14 protein-coding genes and 1 tRNA gene are annotated in these 17,309 nt (G+C 66.2%); 6 read left to right on the forward strand and 9 right to left on the reverse strand.

Going from position 1 to position 17,309, the window contains the following annotated elements:
* Positions 1-150: 150 nt before the first annotated feature.
* The 4 genes from AB3147_RS04625 to AB3147_RS04640 all read left to right on the forward strand — a co-directional run bounded on the left by AB3147_RS04625 (position 151) and on the right by AB3147_RS04640 (position 5,027).
* Positions 151-918 (forward strand): crotonase/enoyl-CoA hydratase family protein, encoded by a 768-nt coding sequence (locus AB3147_RS04625; protein ID WP_056569111.1) that lies wholly within the window; start codon positions 151-153, stop codon positions 916-918.
* A gap of 76 nt (positions 919-994) precedes the next feature.
* Positions 995-2,518, forward strand: a complete 1,524-nt coding sequence (locus AB3147_RS04630; RefSeq protein WP_175138870.1) for a fumarate hydratase — start codon at positions 995-997, stop codon at positions 2,516-2,518.
* A gap of 112 nt (positions 2,519-2,630) precedes the next feature.
* Positions 2,631-2,702 (forward strand) — tRNA-Trp (locus tag AB3147_RS04635).
* A gap of 27 nt (positions 2,703-2,729) precedes the next feature.
* Positions 2,730-5,027, forward strand: a complete 2,298-nt coding sequence (locus AB3147_RS04640; protein WP_367351478.1) for a hypothetical protein — start codon at positions 2,730-2,732, stop codon at positions 5,025-5,027.
* Positions 5,028-5,087: 60 nt separating this feature from the next.
* Here AB3147_RS04640 and AB3147_RS04645 read toward each other — a convergent pair whose 3' ends face one another.
* From AB3147_RS04645 to AB3147_RS04655, 3 genes are read right to left on the reverse strand one after another with little or no spacing between them, the layout of a single operon-like run.
* Positions 5,088-6,305 carry a CaiB/BaiF CoA transferase family protein gene (locus tag AB3147_RS04645; RefSeq protein WP_367351479.1) on the reverse strand — a complete coding sequence of 406 codons (1,218 nt, stop codon included), beginning with the start codon at positions 6,303-6,305 and terminating at the stop codon, positions 5,088-5,090.
* Positions 6,302-7,162, reverse strand: a complete 861-nt coding sequence (locus AB3147_RS04650) for a MaoC/PaaZ C-terminal domain-containing protein (protein WP_175123289.1) — start codon at positions 7,160-7,162, stop codon at positions 6,302-6,304. The genes AB3147_RS04645 and AB3147_RS04650 overlap by 4 nt, the downstream gene beginning before the upstream one ends.
* A gap of 9 nt (positions 7,163-7,171) precedes the next feature.
* Complete coding sequence (locus AB3147_RS04655) at positions 7,172-8,086, reverse strand: SDR family NAD(P)-dependent oxidoreductase (RefSeq protein WP_175138867.1); 915 nt, start codon at positions 8,084-8,086, stop codon at positions 7,172-7,174.
* Between the two features lie 152 nt (positions 8,087-8,238).
* Here AB3147_RS04655 and AB3147_RS04660 point away from each other — a divergent pair, with 152 nt between their 5' ends.
* Both AB3147_RS04660 and AB3147_RS04665 read left to right on the forward strand, forming a co-directional pair.
* Positions 8,239-9,138 (forward strand): LysR substrate-binding domain-containing protein, encoded by a 900-nt coding sequence (locus AB3147_RS04660; RefSeq protein WP_056569094.1) that lies wholly within the window; start codon positions 8,239-8,241, stop codon positions 9,136-9,138.
* Positions 9,139-9,454: 316 nt separating this feature from the next.
* Positions 9,455-10,477, forward strand: a complete 1,023-nt coding sequence (locus tag AB3147_RS04665; protein WP_438860964.1) for a tripartite tricarboxylate transporter substrate-binding protein — start codon at positions 9,455-9,457, stop codon at positions 10,475-10,477.
* Positions 10,478-10,596: 119 nt separating this feature from the next.
* Here the strand turns inward: AB3147_RS04665 and AB3147_RS04670 are convergent, their stop codons facing one another.
* The 6 genes from AB3147_RS04670 to AB3147_RS04695 all read right to left on the reverse strand — a co-directional run bounded on the left by AB3147_RS04670 (position 10,597) and on the right by AB3147_RS04695 (position 17,149).
* Positions 10,597-11,268: a lysozyme inhibitor LprI family protein gene (locus AB3147_RS04670; protein WP_367351481.1), complete on the reverse strand. Its 672-nt coding sequence runs from the start codon at positions 11,266-11,268 to the stop codon at positions 10,597-10,599.
* Between the two features lie 755 nt (positions 11,269-12,023).
* Positions 12,024-12,989: an NAD(P)H-dependent flavin oxidoreductase gene (locus AB3147_RS04675; RefSeq protein WP_367351482.1), complete on the reverse strand. Its 966-nt coding sequence runs from the start codon at positions 12,987-12,989 to the stop codon at positions 12,024-12,026.
* A gap of 19 nt (positions 12,990-13,008) precedes the next feature.
* Complete coding sequence (locus AB3147_RS04680) at positions 13,009-13,983, reverse strand: Bug family tripartite tricarboxylate transporter substrate binding protein (protein WP_367351483.1); 975 nt, start codon at positions 13,981-13,983, stop codon at positions 13,009-13,011.
* A 57-nt stretch (positions 13,984-14,040) separates the two neighbouring features.
* On the reverse strand, positions 14,041-15,558 hold the full coding sequence (locus tag AB3147_RS04685) for a class I adenylate-forming enzyme family protein (RefSeq protein ID WP_239215650.1): 1,518 nt from the start codon (positions 15,556-15,558) through the stop codon (positions 14,041-14,043).
* 17 nt (positions 15,559-15,575) lie between these two features.
* Entirely contained in the window at positions 15,576-16,748 is a 1,173-nt protein-coding gene (locus AB3147_RS04690) for a thiolase (protein ID WP_175123282.1), read from the reverse strand.
* Positions 16,745-17,149 (reverse strand): Zn-ribbon domain-containing OB-fold protein, encoded by a 405-nt coding sequence (locus AB3147_RS04695; protein ID WP_239215648.1) that lies wholly within the window; start codon positions 17,147-17,149, stop codon positions 16,745-16,747. Before AB3147_RS04695 ends, AB3147_RS04690 begins: the two co-directional genes overlap by 4 nt.
* Between the last annotated feature and the right edge of the window lie 160 nt (positions 17,150-17,309).

A 17,309-nucleotide genomic window follows, 5' to 3' on the forward strand; every position in this document is an offset into this window, starting at 1 on the left:
TGAGGGCGTCCCCGAATGTGCCCCTGGTGGACACGCGCCGGCCTTTGCCTGCGCCCGCAAACCAATGGTCGTATGATTCCGGGTTGAGCCTGAGTCTTATATAAAACCCGGAACCCGATTCCGAGAAATTCGCGAAAAAGGAGCAGTCCCATGTCTGACCTGATCACGGTGGAAGTCACCGACGGCATCCAGATCATCACGATCAACCGTCCCGAGGCCAAGAACGCCATCAACCTGGAAACCGCCGTGGCCATGGCCGCCGCGCTGGACCAGCTGGACAGCCGTGACGACGTGCGCATCGGCATCCTGACGGGTGGCGGCGGCACGTTCTCGTCGGGCATGGACCTGAAGGCATTCGCCGCGTCCGGCCAGCGTCCTTACGTCGAAGGCCGCGGTTTTGCCGGCCTGAACGAACGCCCGCCCAAGAAGCCGCTGATCGCCGCCGTCGAGGGCTACGCCCTGGCGGGCGGTTGCGAAATGGCGCTGGCTTCCGACCTGATCGTGGCCGCCAGCAACGCCAAGTTCGGCCTGCCCGAGGTCAAGCGCGGTCTGGTGGCCGGCGCCGGCGGCCTCCTGCGCCTGCCGCGCCGCCTGCCGTACCACATCGCCATGGAAGTCATCCTGACCGGCGAAATGCTGAGCGCCGAACGCGCCCACGCCTTTGGCCTGGTCAACCGCCTGACCGAGCCGGGCGGCGCCCTGGCCGGCGCGCTGGAACTGGCCCGCGCCATCGTCGAGAACGGCCCGCTGGCCGTCCAGACGGCCAAGAGCATCGTCGCGCAAGGCGGCGACTGGGACCAGGAAGGCATGTTCGACCGCCAGCGCCCGCTGATCGCGCACATCTTCACTTCCGCTGACGCCAAGGAAGGCGCCACCGCCTTCGCCGAAAAGCGCAAGCCCGTGTGGCAAGGCAAATAGGGCGTCCAATACTTTTACCTCGCAGCCGCTAGCCGGCCGCGTTTCACGTTTTCCCCCTCCAGACCTGCAAATCGCCATGTCCGTCATCATTAAAGAAGAAGACTTGATCCAGTCGATAGCCGATGGCATCCAGTTCATCAGCTATTACCACCCCGTCGATTACATCCGCCACCTGGCGCGCGCCTACGAGCGCGAGGAAAGCCCGGCCGCGCGCGATGCGATGGCGCAGATCCTGACCAACTCGCGCATGTGCGCCGAGGGCAAGCGTCCGCTGTGCCAGGACACCGGCATCGTCAACGTCTTCCTGAAGATCGGCATGAGCGTGCGCTTTGACACCAAGCGCACCCTGCAGGAGCTCTGTGACGAAGGCGTGCGCCGCGGCTATCTGAATCCGGACAATCCGCTGCGCGCCTCCGTGCTGGACGACCCGCTCTTCGCGCGCAAGAACACGCGCGACAACACGCCCTGTATCCTGCACGTCGAGCTTGTCCAGGGCGACAAGGTCGACGTGCAGATCGCCTCGAAGGGTGGCGGTTCCGAGAACAAGACCAAGTTCGCCATGCTGAACCCCAGCGATTCGCTGGTGGACTGGGTCCTCAAGACCGTTCCGTCGATGGGCGCCGGCTGGTGCCCGCCCGGCATGCTGGGCATCGGCGTTGGCGGCACGGCCGAAAAGGCCATGCTGATGGCCAAGCAGTCGCTGATGGAAGACATCGACATGTATGAACTGCTGGCCCGCGGCCCGCAGAGCAAGCTGGAAGAGCTGCGCATCGAGCTCTACGAAAAGGTCAACGCGCTGGGCATCGGCGCCCAGGGCCTGGGCGGCCTGACCACCGTGCTGGACGTCAAGATCAGCACCTTCCCGACCCACGCGGCCTCCAAGCCCGTCGCCATGATCCCGAACTGTGCAGCCACGCGCCACGCGCACTTCGAGCTGGACGGCTCGGGTCCCGCGCGCCTGGATCCGCCGTCGCTGTCCGAATGGCCCGAAGTGCACTGGGCGCCGGACTACAACAAGTCCAAGCAGGTCGACCTGAACACGCTGACCAAGGAAGAAGTCGCCAGCTGGAAGCCGGGCCAGACCCTGCTGCTGTCGGGCAAGATGCTCACCGGCCGCGACGCCGCGCACAAGCGCATCCAGGACATGCTGGCCAAGGGCGAACCGCTGCCCGTGGACTTCACCAACCGCGTCATCTACTACGTGGGTCCGGTGGATCCGGTGGGCGATGAAGTGGTCGGCCCGGCAGGCCCCACCACCGCCACGCGCATGGACAAGTTCACGGACATGATGCTCGAGAAGACGGGCCTGATCTCGATGATCGGCAAGTCCGAGCGCGGCCCCGTCGCGATCGAAGCCATCAAGAAGCACGGCTCGGCCTACCTGATGGCCGTCGGCGGCGCTGCCTACCTGGTGTCCAAGGCGATCCGCGGCGCCAAGGTGCTGGGCTTTGCGGACCTGGGCATGGAAGCCATCTATGAGTTCGACGTGAAGGACATGCCGGTGACGGTGGCGGTCGACGCCCAGGGCACCTCGGTCCACACGACCGGCCCGAAGGAATGGCAGGCCAAGATCGGCAAGATCCCGGTTGCCGTTGCCTGATCGCATTGACTGCATGAAGCCTGAATTGGCCGCTGACATCAGCGGCCAATTTTTTTGACGGGTGTTTTTGACGGGTGCGCGGCGCACGCGATGTATATACTCCGTCCGTCGTTCCGGGATAGTTCAGCGGCAGAACATTCGGCTCCAGTCCGGATAGGCGCTGGTTCGAATCCAGCTCCCGGATCCCTTCCTCTTTTCCAAGCGACGCAGCATGGATGACGCGCCGGATGCGCACGGGGCGGGTGGCGGCTATGCCGCGGCCATGCTCGCCAAAGCCTTCCTGACCCTCGAGACCCACCCGGACCCCGCCGTGCGCGAGCGCGCGGCCGTGCGCGTCGAACGCTGGCGCCAGGTGCTGGCGCATGCGCTGGACGGTTCGGCCAGCTATGGTTCCGCCACGCCGCTGCCCGGGATTCCCGACTGGGTGACGCTGGACGTCGCCACCGGCGGCTTTGCCACGGGCGATCTGCTAGCCGGCGGACCCCTGACGCCCTACGAGCGCGAATTGGCGGCGACGCTTTCCGGCATCACGCCGGGCAGCGAACGGCGGGATCTAAACGCCTGGTTTCTCAGCGAGGCCGGTGTCGCGCAGCTGCAAGACCGCCTGGCGCGTGGCGACTATCGCATCGAGGTGCCGGAAGAAGCTGCGCTGGCCGTGGTGGCGTGGCTGTTGGGTCAAGGGCTTGGCGACGCCGCGCGGGAACTGGTCGCGGTGGTGGCGCCGTTCTTCGACCGGCTGCGATTCTTCCCCGAGCCCGGCTCGGCCGATGACGCGTCGGCCGCCGACATTCATGTCAGCACCGCGGGCGACGTTGCCGCGCGATTGTCCGGCTTGCCTGCGCAGCCGCGCATCGCGGCGCAGCGCGCGGCCGTTCAGAACCTGCTGCCCGTTTACGACCGCGCCGTCGCGCTGTTCCTTGAAACGGTCGAAGACGATTGGCCGTGCCGGCGTTATCCGCAGGATTGGCGTCAACGCGCGCAGGCGCTGACGAACGAGATCAATGCCGCCCAGGACAGCGGCCAGTTGCCGATCGGCACGTCGCGCAGACATCGCCACAAGCGCGAGCTCTTCGGCCTGCTGGCGCAATGCGCGCAGGACGCTGCCAGCCTGACCGGCAAGCAGGTCGGCCGCATACGCCGCATCGTTCGCGATTTCGTGGCCGCGCATGGCGAGCCCGGGTCCGCGGAGCACGAGGCCCTGCGCCAACGTCAGCGCGAGGATGTTTCAGCAGTGGGATTCCATGAGATCGCGCGCGTGGTGGCCGCTCGCTTGCGGAATCATCCGCCGACGGCCGGCGTGCGCGATCTGGCCCCGGTGCTGGCGCCGATGAGTGCGACCGAAGCCGCAACGCTCCAATTGCCGCCGGGCGTGCAGGTGCCGGCGCCCATCGCGCGGCGCGCGCAGCGCTGCCAGAGCGGCACGCTGGCCGACCTGGTGACGCGGGAACTGATCACCTCGTCGGACTTCCTGGCGACGCTGACGCCGCAGATCACGTCGGGCCTGCAAAGCGGCGGCTTCGACGATGCGGCATTGCGCACGCTCTACAGCGCTTGTTATCGCGCGTTCCGCCGGCGCCGATCGCTACTCCTGGTCAATCTTGAACGGCAGGCCTCGTTCGACCGGTTGCCCTGGATCGCTGCCCTGGAGAATCTGCGGCATCCCGCGCGGCAGGATGCCGACGCGGCGCGCGCCGCGCTGACGGAAATCGCGGAACTCGCGCTGGCGTCATTTCCGCATGCGCCTGTGCCGAACAAGCTGCTGCAGGAACTGCATGCGCTTGCCGAGCGCGCGCAATGGTCGCTGCCGCTGGTGGATGAGGTGGCGGCGGACATCTTCATGGGGCGATTCGGACGCAAGTTCCAGGAGGCGGCGCAATGCGCGGCGGCGCTGCTCGGCGACTGTCTGTACACCCGCTATTTCGACATCGACGCCCGCCAGGTGCTGGCGTTGCCGTTGCCGCGCAAATCACGCGGCGACGACGCAGAGGCCGACGCGTTCGGCCGCCTGTGCATCACGCGCGCCGGCGTGCAGCCTGGCTTCGGCCAGGTGGGCGCCAACGGCATGGTGATCGAGCAGCAGCAGATCCTGACGACGCAGAATCTTGCTGTGCTGGTGAAGGGCGCAGGGCTGGATGAGAGGCTGCGTGACCAGTACGGCCGCATGGCGATGGCCGGTTTCGAATGGATCTGCGCGCGCCATCAGAGGAAGATCCACGATTGGCATGCGTGTGTGCGGATGACCCGCAACACCGCCTACGCCTGGCGGCAGGTGCTGTTCTTTCTGTCGATGATGCCGCAGGCGGAGCAGGCAGCAACCATCGCCACCATGGATGCGCATTTCCGGGCGCAGAGCAGGGCGTTTCGCGATCGCTTCGAACCCGTGATTCGCGGCCTGCACGTGGCGGCAGGCGGCCAGCGGCTGCCGCAGCATGACGCCGGCCCGCAAGGCGCGCGCGTGTTTCGAGGCTGGTTCAACACGCGCCACTGGCTGCTCGACGGCATGCACTGAGCCGCGCGGCGATGCCCGGGGTGACGCTGCAGCGTGCTGCCGCGCCTTCCCCCCCCCGGCTTACTTCCGAAACGCCGCAATCGCCTCCGCCGACTTGCCCAGCACGTCGCGCAGCACTTCCTCGGTATGCTCGCCCAGCATCGGCGGCGCGCGGCGGTACACGACGGGAGAGTCCGACAACCGCAGCGGACTTGCAGTCACGGGCGCCACGCCGCCCGCCGGATGCGGCATGTCGCGACGCAGCTGCCGCGCCTGCGCCTGCGGGTGCGCAAACGCCTGCGCGATGTCATTGATCGGCCCACACGGCACGCCCACCGCCTCCAGCTTGGCAATCCAGTCATCACGCCGGCCTTCGCGCATGATGTCCGTCAGGATGCCGATCAGCTCCACGCGGTTGGTGACGCGCAGCCGGTTCGTGGCAAAGCGCGGATCGTCGCCCAGCTCCGGCACACCGATGGCGCGGCAGTAGGCGCGGTACTGAGTTTCGTTGCCCGTGGCGACGATCAGGTGGCCGTCGCTGGCCGCAAACACCTGATAGGGCACCACATTCTGATGCGCGTTGCCGGCGCGCGTGGGCGCCACGCCCGAGTTGAAGTAGTTGGAGTTCTGGTTCGCCAGCAGGGCCACGTGGCTATCCAGCAGCGCAATGTCCAGATGCTGGCCCTGACCGCTGCGATGACGCTCCTGCAGGGCCGCCAGCACCGCTACGGTGGCGTACATGCCGGTCACGATGTCGGTGACCGCCACGCCCGCCTTCTGCGGCCCGCCGCCCGGCAGGTCGTCGCGCTCGCCCGTGATGCTCATCAGCCCGCCCATGCCCTGGATCATGAAGTCGTAGCCGGGCCGCTGCGCAAACGGACCATCCTGGCCGAAGCCGGTGACCGAGCAATAGATGAGGCGCGGGTTGATGGCTTTCAGGCTTTCATAATCCAGCCCGTACTTGGCCAGTCCGCCCACCTTGAAGTTCTCGACCAGAATGTCGCTGACCGCCGCCAGTTCGCGAATCAGCGCCGCGCCTTCGGGCGTGGCCATGTCGGCTTCGACCGAGCGCTTGTTGCGGTTGGCGCTGAGGTAATACGCCGATTCGTTGGTGTCCTGGCCATCCCCGTCCTTCAAAAAGGGCGGTCCCCACGCGCGGGTGTCGTCGCCGACGCGCGGGCGTTCGATCTTGATGACGTCGGCGCCCAGGTCGGCCAGGTTTTGCGTGCACCACGGGCCGGCCAGGATGCGCGACAGGTCCAGCACGCGGATGCCGTCAAGCGGAGGCGGGCGCGTCATGATTGCACCGTCGCGGTGCCGTGGCTCATGACCACGATGCCGCGCTCTTTCGCGCGGGCAATGAAGCGGATCTGCCCATCCGGCATGCGCCACATGTCGCACTGCAGCGTCTCGCCCGGATAGACGGGCGCCGAGAACCGCGTATTCAGGCTGGTGAGCCGCGCCGCGTCGTAGTCGCAGAAGGTCTTGACGATGGCGTGCGCGGCCACGCCGTACGAGCACAAACCGTGCAGGATGGGCCGGGGATAACCCGCCTGGCGCGCGACCTCCGGGTCTGCGTGCAGCGGATTGCGGTCGGCGTTCAGGCGATACAGCAGCGCCGCGCTGGACGGAATGCGCAGCTCGCAGCGCAATTCCGGGTCGCCATCGGGCGCGGCGGGCAGGGCTTCGGGGCTGGCATCGCCGTCGCCGAATCCGCCATCCCCGCGGCAGAACGTGCTGGAGCGCAGCGTGGCCAGGCATTGCCCGTCTTCGTCGTGCAGCGTGCGTTCGCTGACGATGATGGCGCCCTTGTCCGCACCCTTGTCGATCACGTGCGTGTTGCGCGTTTTGCCGGTGACGACGCCCGACACCGGCAGCGGCGCGTGCAACGTCAGCCGCTGCTCGCCATGCACCACTTTCACCCAGTCCACCGTCGAGCGCGGATCGCTCACCCAGAAGCCCGGGTAGCCGAGGATCACGCTCATCGTCGGGAACGCGCGCAGGTCCTTTTCGTACACGTAGCGCAACTGTCCCGCGTCTTCCGGATCCTGTCCCAGACCGATGCCCAGCGCATACAGCATCGTGTCCTTCTGTTCATAACGCTGACGCACATCGTCAAAGCGCCAGTCCTTCACGGTTGCATAGTCCAACGGCATGTGGCGGCCTCAGATGGGATCCCAATCGATCACGTCGGGCGAACGCTCCAACGCGTAGAAGTGCTTGCGCATCGCGGGCGCGGCGATCTCGGCGATGCGCTCCGGCGTCCAGCCTTCGCTGTGATGCACCGTGCGCAGCGGGCGGGGCTGGCTCATCAGCATGATCTCGTTCGCGCGCACGGCAAAGATCTGCGCCGTGATCTCGCTGGCCGCGTCGCTGGCCAGAAACACGGCCATCGGCGCCACCTTGCCGGCCTCCATCTTTTTCAGCTTCTCGACGCGCGCCTTTTCTTCGTCGGTCTCCGCCGGAATGGAGCTCGTCATGCGGCTCCAGGCGAACGGCGCGATGCAGTTGGACCGCACGTTGTAGCGCGCCATGTCCAGCGCAATCGACTTGGACAACGCGACGATGCCCAGTTTGGCGGCCGCATAGTTGGCCTGTCCAAAATTGCCGATCAGCCCCGAGGTGGACGTCATGTGCACGAAGGCGCCAGACTCCTGTTCACGAAAGTAGGGCGCCGCCGCGCGGCTCATGTAGAACGAGCCGTTCAGGTGCACGTCGATCACCTGCCGCCATTCCTCTTCGCTCATCTTGTGGAAAACCCGGTCGCGCAGGTTGCCCGCGTTGTTGATCACGGCGTCCACCCGGCCGAATGCATCGATCGCCGTCTGCACGACGCGGCTGGCGCTGTCGTACGCGGCCACGCTGTCGGTGTTGGCGACGGCTTGGCCACCCGCCTCCACGATTTCCTTCACGACCGCCTGCGCGGGGCCGTCCGCGCCGCCTTCGCCCGTGAGCGACACGCCGATGTCGTTCACCACGACCTTCGCGCCCGCCTCGGCCATTGCCAGCGCCACGCTGCGGCCGATGCCGCCGCCCGCGCCCGTCACGATCACCACCTTTCCGGATACCAAGCCGCTCATTGCTTCTGACTCCTGTGCTGCGGCGCGCACGCCGTCTGTGGAAAACAGTTCCGCATCAACCCGTCTGGTTCATGGGCATGGCCTCATGGTAGATTCGACCCGGCATTCGAAGAATTCAAAATTAGAAATGCCCCCCTTCTGCGTGGTGGAACATGAGACATGATCTGACGGACCTGCGTTTGTTCTTGAACGTGGGCGAAACACTCAATCTGACCCGTGCTGCGGAACGCACTTTCCTGTCCTTGCCCGCGGCAAGCGCGCGGGTCAAGCACATGGAAGAGGCATTCAAGGCCCGTCTGCTGGTGCGCATGGCCACAGGCGTCGCGCTCACGCCGGCAGGCGAGGTGCTGCTCAAGCACGCCAATGCCGTCTTCCGCCAGCTTGAATGCCTGAACGCCGATCTGCAGCCCTACGCCAGCGGCCTGAAAGGCCGTCTGCGCCTGCTGGCCAACACCACCGCCACCAACTCCTTCCTGGCCGATGCGCTGTCCACGTTCCTTGCGGAGAACCCCGACGTCGACGTCGAGCTCGAGGAAAAAATCTCCGGCGACATCGTCATCGCGATCCGCGCGGGCGCCGGCGACCTGGGCCTCGTCGCCGGCAACATCGACGTCGAGGGCCTGGACGTCACGCCGCTGTTCCGCGATGAACTCACCGTAGTCACATCGCTGGACCATCCGCTGGCCGCACAGAAGACCGCGCATTTCGCCGACCTTGTGGACGCCTACCAGTTCGTCGGCATCCACCCGGACAGCGCGATCCAGACCTTCCTCGAAGACATCGCCAGCGGCCTGGGCAAGCGCATCTGCCAACGCGTCCACGTAGGCAGCTTTGAGGCCGTGTGCCGCATGGTCGAGGCCGGCGCAGGCATCGCCGTCGTGCCGCGCGCGTGCGCGGCGCGCTACAGCCGCCCTGATTTCCTGCACGTGTTGAAACTGGATGACCCCTGGGCGCTGCGAGATCGCCTGCTGTGCCGCCAGCGCGGCCGCGACCTGCCCAGTTTTGCCGAGTGCTTCATCGGCCACGTGCAACGCGCCGCACGCGGGCAGTAGGGGGCTGCGACAGACAGGACGCCTGCAGCCAATCGCGCCTGCAACAGATAAGGCGTCCCCCACCCATGGCAGCCCGCGTCGTCGTCGTGCGCTTGCGACGCTGAAACGCCCGCGGTCGATCACCTGAATGCACCGGGTCGGGGTTTGCCCTGATCAGAATGTCCTAGCCCGTGTGCCGTAGCCCGGCCGCACCGCGAGATCGCCGGGCGTGCAGTCCGTCCTTCCGGCAGCGCGAAAGAGGGGCTTTTGCAAATACGTAGCGGCGTCGATCCGCATTCGGCAAATAATAAAAAACAGCGGCGGGCGGCAGCACGCGATGTCCAGCCGTGACCAGAACAAAACTCAGGAGACTGCCGTGATTCATCAAGACCGCCGCCGCGTCCTCGCGGGGCTGGGCGCAGCCTGCGCCGCCGCCATGCTTCCATCCTGGGCCCGCGCCGCCACCTGGCCGGGCCACGCCGTCACCTTCATCGTTCCCTTTCCCGCCGGCGGCCCCGTCGACACCACCGCACGCTTCACCACGCAGCCCCTTGGCCAACTCTGGTCCGTGCCCACCGTCGTCGACAACAAGTCAGGCGCCGGCGGCATCGTCGGCGCCCAGTTCGCCGCGAAAGCAGAGCCCGACGGCTACAACTTCTTCTTCGCCTCCATCCACCACGCAGTCCTTCCCAGCCTGCGCAACAACCTCAGCTACGACATCACCACCGACTTCGTGCCAGTAGGCATGGCCGCGGTATTCCCCATCGTCCTCGTCGTCAACGCATCGCTGCCCGTCAACACCGTCAGCGAACTCATCGCCTACGCCAAACAGAACCCCGGCAAACTGTCCTTCAGTTCCTCCGGCACCGGCGGCGGCACGCACCTGGCCGGCGAACTCTTCAACGCCATGGCCGGCGTGCGCATCCAGCACGTCCCATACCGCGGCAGCGCACCCGCCATGCAAGACCTGCTCGGCGGCCAGGTGCAAGTCATGTTCGCCGACGGCCCCTCCGCCGTCCCCCACCTCAAAGGCGGCAAGATCCGCGCGCTGGGCGTCGGCAACCCCACACGATCCAGCATGGTCCCCGACATCCCCACCATCGCCGAATCGGGTCTGCCCGGCTACGAAGCCTACTCGTGGAGCGGCGTCATGGCGCCCAAAGGCATCCCGCCCGACATCGTCAAGCGCATCAACGCGGACATGGTGAAGGTCCTGTCGAACGACAGCACCGCAAAGGCAATGATCGCCGCCGGCGCGGAACCCAAGCCGGGCTCGCCCGAGGAATTCGGCAAATTCGTGCGCGACGAAATCGCAAAGTGGCGCGACCTGATTAAGACCGCGAACATCAAGCTGGAGTGATCCGGTCGGAATCGTGAAAATCAGCATGAACCGGGCTGGTCGGCACTGCCGACATCACCCGAGGAGTGACCTGATGCGCGCGATTGCGCATCAGGTCACTCGCGCAACCGCGGTGGTGATCAGCGCACTGCGAACCAGTTGCCAGACAAACTGCCGTTCATGCCACAAAACGGCGGCCCAAAGCCCTCATTCTTCACACCGGCAGCCGGCGTCTCAACCGTCACCAGCACTGCACCGCGGCGCTTGAGCGTCAGCGACCACGGCGGTCCATCCTGATAGATCACCGTCAGCGTGTCGCCCGACACAATGCCCCGGCCGCTCAAATCGCAAACCCAGTTCCCGCTATACGGCCGCGCCGAATTCGCCGCCACCAGAAACTCGCCACGCGAATTCTTCGTCACCTCGATCTCGCCTTCGATGTTCCTCCACTTGCCGACAAATCCGTCGGCCGGCTTGGGATTGATCGCTTTCAGAAACTCCAAGCGATATCGCATGGTGTCGGTAAGCGCCTGGAAAGGCGTGCTCTGCACGTAGGGCTCTGCATACGCTCTGTCGCGCACGCCCAGAAAGTACTTCTGATCGGCAACCAACGCCTTGGCCGCCTCGGCATCCAGTTGATCGCGCACGGCTTTGTATTGCTGCGCAATGGCAGCGTCCTGATCCCCCAACCGCGAATTGCCGCAGAGAGACTTCTCAACCGGCGTGGAAGCCTTGGCGCAATTGAACGAGGGCGCGGCCACAACACTGCCAGCCATCGCCAGCGAAGCCGAAAGGACCAGATATCGAATCATGGTGTGAAGCTCTCCAGAGGATGTACAAGTCCGGCCGCCAACCGGCGCCGCATGACCGCGCAGTTTACCGGTGTTGCCGTCATCTTGGAGAGGGTGTCTGACACCCTGCGACACCCTGCGAAGACTGTCGTGATGCCGGGGGTGTGCCTCAAGGGTGTCAGACACCTGCTACACCAGCGCACATCGCGAGCAAAAACACATCCAGAGTACGAACCCGCCACCACAAGCGCGAAGCGCCATCCCCGAACGCAAGACACCGCGTAAGCGCCCGGAGGCCGCCCGCGCGGCCAACCGGCCGCGGGCCCCGCAAGACGCTCCAAACCCGCGCAAGCGCAGCCAAGAACCTCAAGAACTCAACCCGCCAAAGCGCCCGCCAAGCTGAAACCACCCGAGCCCGGTGCGGCGGCGGCCTGGGGCGCGCGGGGCGTGTAGATGCGCCCGAGGGAATCGGAAGGCAGTCGCCGAAGGCGACAACGACGATGACGACGGGGCAGTCCGGAGCGAAGGCTCCGGACCGCAATCGTAGCCCCGCGCGCCCCAGGCCGACGCCGTGCCGGGCGCCAAAAGAACCATCTCAGGCCGACGCCGTGCCGGGCGCCAAAAGAACCACCTCAGGCCGACGCCGTGCCGGGCGCCAAAAGAACCATCTCAGGCCGACGCCGTGCCGGGCGCCAAAAGAACCATCTCAGGCCGACGCCGTGCCGGGCGCCAAAAGAACCATCTCAGGCCGACGAAGCGCCGGACGTCAAAAGAACTCAAACCCTTCGCGACACAGCACCAATAGCCCCCAGATACTCCCCCTCCAACTGCGCCACCAGCTCTGCAACAGCCAACACCTCCTGCACAGCCCCCACCCCCTGCCCAGCACTCCAAACATCCTTCCAAGCCTTAGGCCGCGAACTCTTATCCATATTCGGAGGCGGCGTCACCCCATTGCTGCCCAACACAACAGGATCCAACCCCGCAGCCAAAATACTGGCTGACAAATAATTCGCCGGCACCCCAGAAAAGTAAGCCGTATAAGTCACATCCCCCGCCTGCGCAGCCAGCACCATCTCCCGGTAAGCGTCCCCCGCCAGCGACTCCCGGGTAGCAATAAACCGAGTCCCCATATATGCAAAATCGCACCCAAGCACCTGCGCAGCCAAGATATCCTTCCCATGGCTGATGCACCCCGACAAAGCCAACGGCCCGTCATAAAAGGACCGTATCTCATTCACCAGCGCAATCGGATTCATCTGCCCCGCATGTCCGCCGGCCCCTGCGGCAACCAGGATCAACCCGTCAACCCCCGCATCCAGCGCCCGCTTCGCATGCCGCACGTTCGTCACATCGTGATAGACCACCCCCCCATAGGCATGCGCCGCCTTCACGACAGCCTCCGGCGCGTGCAGAGAAGTAATCAGCAACGGCACCCGCCGTTCCGCACAAATCGCCAAGTCGCCTTGCCAACGCGGATTGCTCGGATGCACGATCAGGTTCACCCCATAAGGCGCCACCTTCTGCGATGGCGCCGCGAGACGCCGCGCCGCCAGTCCATCTTCGATCCGCGTGATCCACTCGTGCAACTGCTCCTGCGGCCGCGCGTTCAGCGACGGAAACGTCCCGATGATCCCCGCCGCGCACTGCGCGACCACCAATTGCGGCCCCGACACCAGAAACATCGGGGCGCCGATCACAGGCAGGCGGATCTGGTCTCGCAAAGCGGACGGGGAATTCATCGTGATGCTCCGGGGAAAATCAATTGGCCTGAATATTCGCGGTCTGGATCACGTCCGACCACAACGCGTACTCGCGGTCGATCCGCGCCTGCAGCGCCTTCGAATCGCCCGCGTTGATCGTGTACCCGCCTTCCGTCATCGCCTGGCGGAAAGCCGGATCCTTCGACACCTCCGACAGCGCCTGTGTCAGCCGCGCCGTCACTGCATCACGCAGCTTCTTCGGCCCCACCAGCGCATACCAGCCCACCACCTCGTAATCCTTCATCCCGGCCTCCATCATCGTCGGCACGTCCGGCAGCTCCGGATTGCGCGTCTTCGACGTCACCGCCAGCGCCCGCGCCTTGCCGCTTTTCACGAATGGAATCGCCGTGCTCGTGATGTCGAACATGAACGTCACCTTCCCGCTCACCACGTCCATCATCGCCGGTGAATTCCCCCGATACGGCACGTGCAGCATCGACGCCTGGCTCTGCTTCTTCAGCAATTCAGCTGAAAGATGATTCGACGCCCCGATCCCCGCTGACCCGAACGACACCGCCTCCGGATGCTCCCGCGCATAGGTGACGAGTTCGCCCACATTCTTTGCTGGAATCTGCGGCCCGATCAGCAGCACGTTCGCGTAATCCACCACCAGGCCGATCAGCGAAAAGTCCTTACGGGGGTCAAACAGCGTGCTGCGCTGGACCAGCGGCGACATCGTCAGCGTCGGGCTGGCGGCAAAGCCCAGCATGTAGCCGTCAGGCGTCGCCTTGGCGGTCGCGTCCGACGCGATCATGCCGCTCGCGCCCGCCCGGTTCTCCACCACCACGGTCTGTCCCAGCTTGTCGCCGAGATACTTCGCAAAGACACGCGCCGTCGTGTCCACCGGGCCGCCCGGCGCGTAGCCCACCAACAGGCGGATGGGACGGTCGGGATACGTCTGCGCGGCCGCGGTTTGCGCGCCAGCCAACGCGGCCACGGCCGAGGCCGCGGCGATCAGGGTCTTGATGTTCACGCTCTTGTCTCCTTGTGCATAGGTGGCCGGTCGTCAGAGCGGAACAGCTGTCCGCGCCTACGCCAGCCTTTCTTTCAGCGGCTGCTTCAGGATCTTGCCGCTGACGGTGGTGGGAATCGTCTCGATGGGAATGATCCGCGCCGGCCGCTTGTACGGCGCAAGCTGGGCGCGCAGGTGCAGCATCAGCAGATTCGTGTCGATCGTCGCGCCCGGCAGCGGCTCGACGAAAGCGATGACCTCTTCGTTGTGATCTTCGGTGCCGCGTCCCACCACGGCCGACAGCCGCACGCCGGGAAACGCGTTGATGACCGACTCGACCTCGATCGGGTAAACGTTGAAGCCCGACCGGATGATCAGGTCCTTCGACCGCCCCGAGATGAACAGCGCGCCGCTGGCGTCGACAAAGCCGATGTCGCCCGTGTTGAGCCAGCCGCCCGGCAGCAGCGCCTGCGCTGTCTGTTCCGGATTGCGGTAATAGCCCAGCATCACGCCCGGACCGCGGATCAGCAGGTCGCCGCGCGTGCCCGGCGCAGTCGCCGCGTCCGGGCTGCCGATACGCAGTTCCACGCCGTCCACCGCATGCCCCGCCGAGCAATCGTCCCGCGGCGAATCGATGTCCGTTATGAACATGGAGCCCGCGTACTCCGTGATGCCGTAGCCGTGGTGCATCGGCACGCCGAAGTAGCGTTCAGCGTCGCGCTTCTGCGTCGGATCCAGCGCCGCGCCGCCCGTGTACAGGTAGCGCAAGGCCGGCGCGCGCAGTTCCGCGCGGGGCGGCGCCACCGCCATCAGGCGGCTGAACATCGTCGGCACGCCCTGCAGGATGCTGACGCCGGGATGCGCCAGCGCCTTGAACACGTCTTCCGGATCGAAGCGGCTGCGCAACACCAGGCTGGCCCCCGCGTGCAGCGTGGCCATCAACACGGTCGCGATGCCGAAGATGTGCGACATCGGCAGCGCCGCGTAACCGATATCGTGCGGCGTCAGCCGGCGTGACGCCGCCGACACCCGCGCAAAGTGGATCAGCCCGCGATGCGGCACCATCACGCCCTTGGGCGCGCCAGTGGTGCCTGACGTGTAGATCACCGTGGCGACCTCGCCGGCCAGCTCGCCGGTTTCAGCGTGCGTCGGCTCGGCCGCGCGCGCGGCAGCGACGCCCGGTCCCCAGACGGCCGCGTCCGCGTCGACCGCGCCCGCCGCGGCGGCATGCGCGGCAGCCGCCGCCGACACGCCGCTCGTGAACAGCACCAGCTCGGGCTGCGCGTGCTGGCGGATGTTGTCGATCTCGCGGCCGGACAGGCGCGCGTTCACGCCCACGGGCCAAGCGCCTGCCACGCCGCACCCGAACAGCGCCGCCAGCATCGCCGTGCAGTTCTCGCCCACCATCATCACGCGATGGCCGGGCTGCACGCCCTGGCCGCGCAGCCATTGCGCCGTGTCCTGCACCCGCTGCCACAACTGGGCGTAGGTCACCGTGCCGCCGCCTTCCTCGTACAGGCAGATGGCGTCGGGCTGCCGGCGCGCCTGCAGCGCCAGGATGTCGTGGATGCGGGGGATGGGTTCTGCGTGAGACATGGGTTGATACGTCAGGATCAAAGAGTTGCCTGGGTGCCCAGGATGGCGGTCGATTGGCTGGACAGGGTACCGCCATTGCCATGCACCAGCGCAAGCTGTGCGTCCGAAACCTGCCGTTCGCCGCATTCGCCGCGAAGCTGGCGCACCGCCTCGATCATGATGAAGACACCATACATGCCGGGATGCACGCAGCACAGCCCGCCGCCGTTGGTGTTGACCGGCAGCCGGCCCCCGGGCGCAATGGCGCCGTCCGCGATGAACTCCTTGCTTTCGCCCTTGGCGCAGAAGCCCAGGTCTTCCAGGAACAGCAACGTGTTGATGGTGAACGCGTCGTAGAGCTCGACGACGTCGATGTCCTTGGGGGCAAGGCCCGCCATCGCGAAAGCCCGGCGGCCGGACTCGGACGCGGCGGTGACCGTCAGGTCTTCCATCGAAGAGATCTGCCGGTTCCACACCGCCGTCGCATTGCCCAGCACATAGACGGGCGGACGCGGCAGATCGCGCGCGCGGTCGGCGCGCACCAGCACGTAGGCGCCCGCGCCGTCGGTGACCAGGCAGCAATCGCGCACGCTCAAGGGGTCGGACACCATGCGTGCCGACAGAATCTGATCCAGCGTGGCCGGCTCGCGCAATTGCGCTTCCGGATTGAGCTGCGCCCACTGGTTGGCCGCCAGCGCCACCCGCGCCAGATCTTCGCGGCGGGTGCCGTACTGATGCATGTGCCGGGCGGCTGCCAGCGCGTACGAGGACAGCGGGTTGAGCGGATCGTAGGGGGACTCGTAGGGTTGCGGATCAAACTGCTTGCGCACGCGTCCGACCTCGGCGCGGCTGAGCGTGGACGTGCGCTGCGTGCTGCCGTAGCAGACCAGCACGGCATTGCACTGGCCGGAGGCCAGCGCGTGCAGCGCCGGCATCAGATGCGCCACGAAGCTCGAGCCGCCCAGCATGGTGCTGTCGATGAACGTCGGGCGGATGCCCAGGTGTTCGATCACCGGCATGGCCCACATCGGCGCGGCCACGCTGGCCGTGCAGATGCCGTCGATGTCGCGCATCGTCAGGCCCGCGTCCGCCACGGCGCGCTGCGCCGCCTGCACCAGGATTTCCATTTCGGTAAAGCCCGTGGCCTGTCCGAGACCCGCGTGGCCCACGCCGGCCACCGCCACAGCGCCGCGCAATTCGTTCAGCGTCATGCCGCCTCCTTGTTGGGAACAAAGACGACCAGCCCGCGGCCGTCCTGCTGGATCACCTGCGCGCGCACGCTCATGCCGATACGCACGGCGTCCGGCGCCACACCGTCGACGCGGCTCATCAGCCGCACGCCTTCCTGCAGGTCGATCAGCGCGACGTTGTAGTCGCCACCCGCCTCGGGCTTGCGCCGCACGACAGTCGTGGAATACACGGTGCCGCGGCCGTCGGGCGCCGTGAAGGAAAGCTTGTCCGCGCCGCAGTGCGGGCAGATCATGCGGGGATAGAACACGGCGCGGTCGCAGCCGCCGCAGCGCTGGATGAGGAAGCGGCCGTCGTCGAGCGCCTGGCGGTATTGCGCCTCGACGCCTTGCGAGACGCCATCCGTCTGATCGGGAGCAGTCATGGTGCGATGGGATTCCAGTGATTGAAGCGTGAAGCTGAACAGCGCCTAGTGTCCGCACTGCCAACGGCTTCGGCCATTCTTCATTGCTGAAGCAGGACTTTTGCCAATCCGTAGTGGACCGCACGCCCTACACGCAACGCGAAGCCCGTCTTCGGGAGAG

Source organism: Achromobacter animicus, assembly GCF_040775605.1.
GTDB lineage: Bacteria > Pseudomonadota > Gammaproteobacteria > Burkholderiales > Burkholderiaceae_B > Achromobacter > Achromobacter animicus.

Coding starts and splice junctions, on each gene's coding strand:
- AB3147_RS04690 (WP_175123282.1), bottom strand. CDS start 16,748: ATGACGCTGAACGAATTGCGCGGCGCTGTGGCGGTGGCCGGCGTGGGC.
- AB3147_RS04645 (WP_367351479.1), bottom strand. CDS start 6,305: ATGACGCGCCCGCCTCCGCTTGACGGCATCCGCGTGCTGGACCTGTCG.
- AB3147_RS04640 (WP_367351478.1), top strand. CDS start 2,730: ATGGATGACGCGCCGGATGCGCACGGGGCGGGTGGCGGCTATGCCGCG.
- AB3147_RS04695 (WP_239215648.1), bottom strand. CDS start 17,149: ATGACTGCTCCCGATCAGACGGATGGCGTCTCGCAAGGCGTCGAGGCG.
- AB3147_RS04670 (WP_367351481.1), bottom strand. CDS start 11,268: ATGATTCGATATCTGGTCCTTTCGGCTTCGCTGGCGATGGCTGGCAGT.
- AB3147_RS04665 (WP_438860964.1), top strand. CDS start 9,455: ATGTCCAGCCGTGACCAGAACAAAACTCAGGAGACTGCCGTGATTCAT.
- AB3147_RS04630 (WP_175138870.1), top strand. CDS start 995: ATGTCCGTCATCATTAAAGAAGAAGACTTGATCCAGTCGATAGCCGAT.
- AB3147_RS04685 (WP_239215650.1), bottom strand. CDS start 15,558: ATGTCTCACGCAGAACCCATCCCCCGCATCCACGACATCCTGGCGCTG.
- AB3147_RS04675 (WP_367351482.1), bottom strand. CDS start 12,989: ATGAATTCCCCGTCCGCTTTGCGAGACCAGATCCGCCTGCCTGTGATC.
- AB3147_RS04625 (WP_056569111.1), top strand. CDS start 151: ATGTCTGACCTGATCACGGTGGAAGTCACCGACGGCATCCAGATCATC.
- AB3147_RS04655 (WP_175138867.1), bottom strand. CDS start 8,086: ATGAGCGGCTTGGTATCCGGAAAGGTGGTGATCGTGACGGGCGCGGGC.
- AB3147_RS04660 (WP_056569094.1), top strand. CDS start 8,239: ATGAGACATGATCTGACGGACCTGCGTTTGTTCTTGAACGTGGGCGAA.
- AB3147_RS04650 (WP_175123289.1), bottom strand. CDS start 7,162: ATGCCGTTGGACTATGCAACCGTGAAGGACTGGCGCTTTGACGATGTG.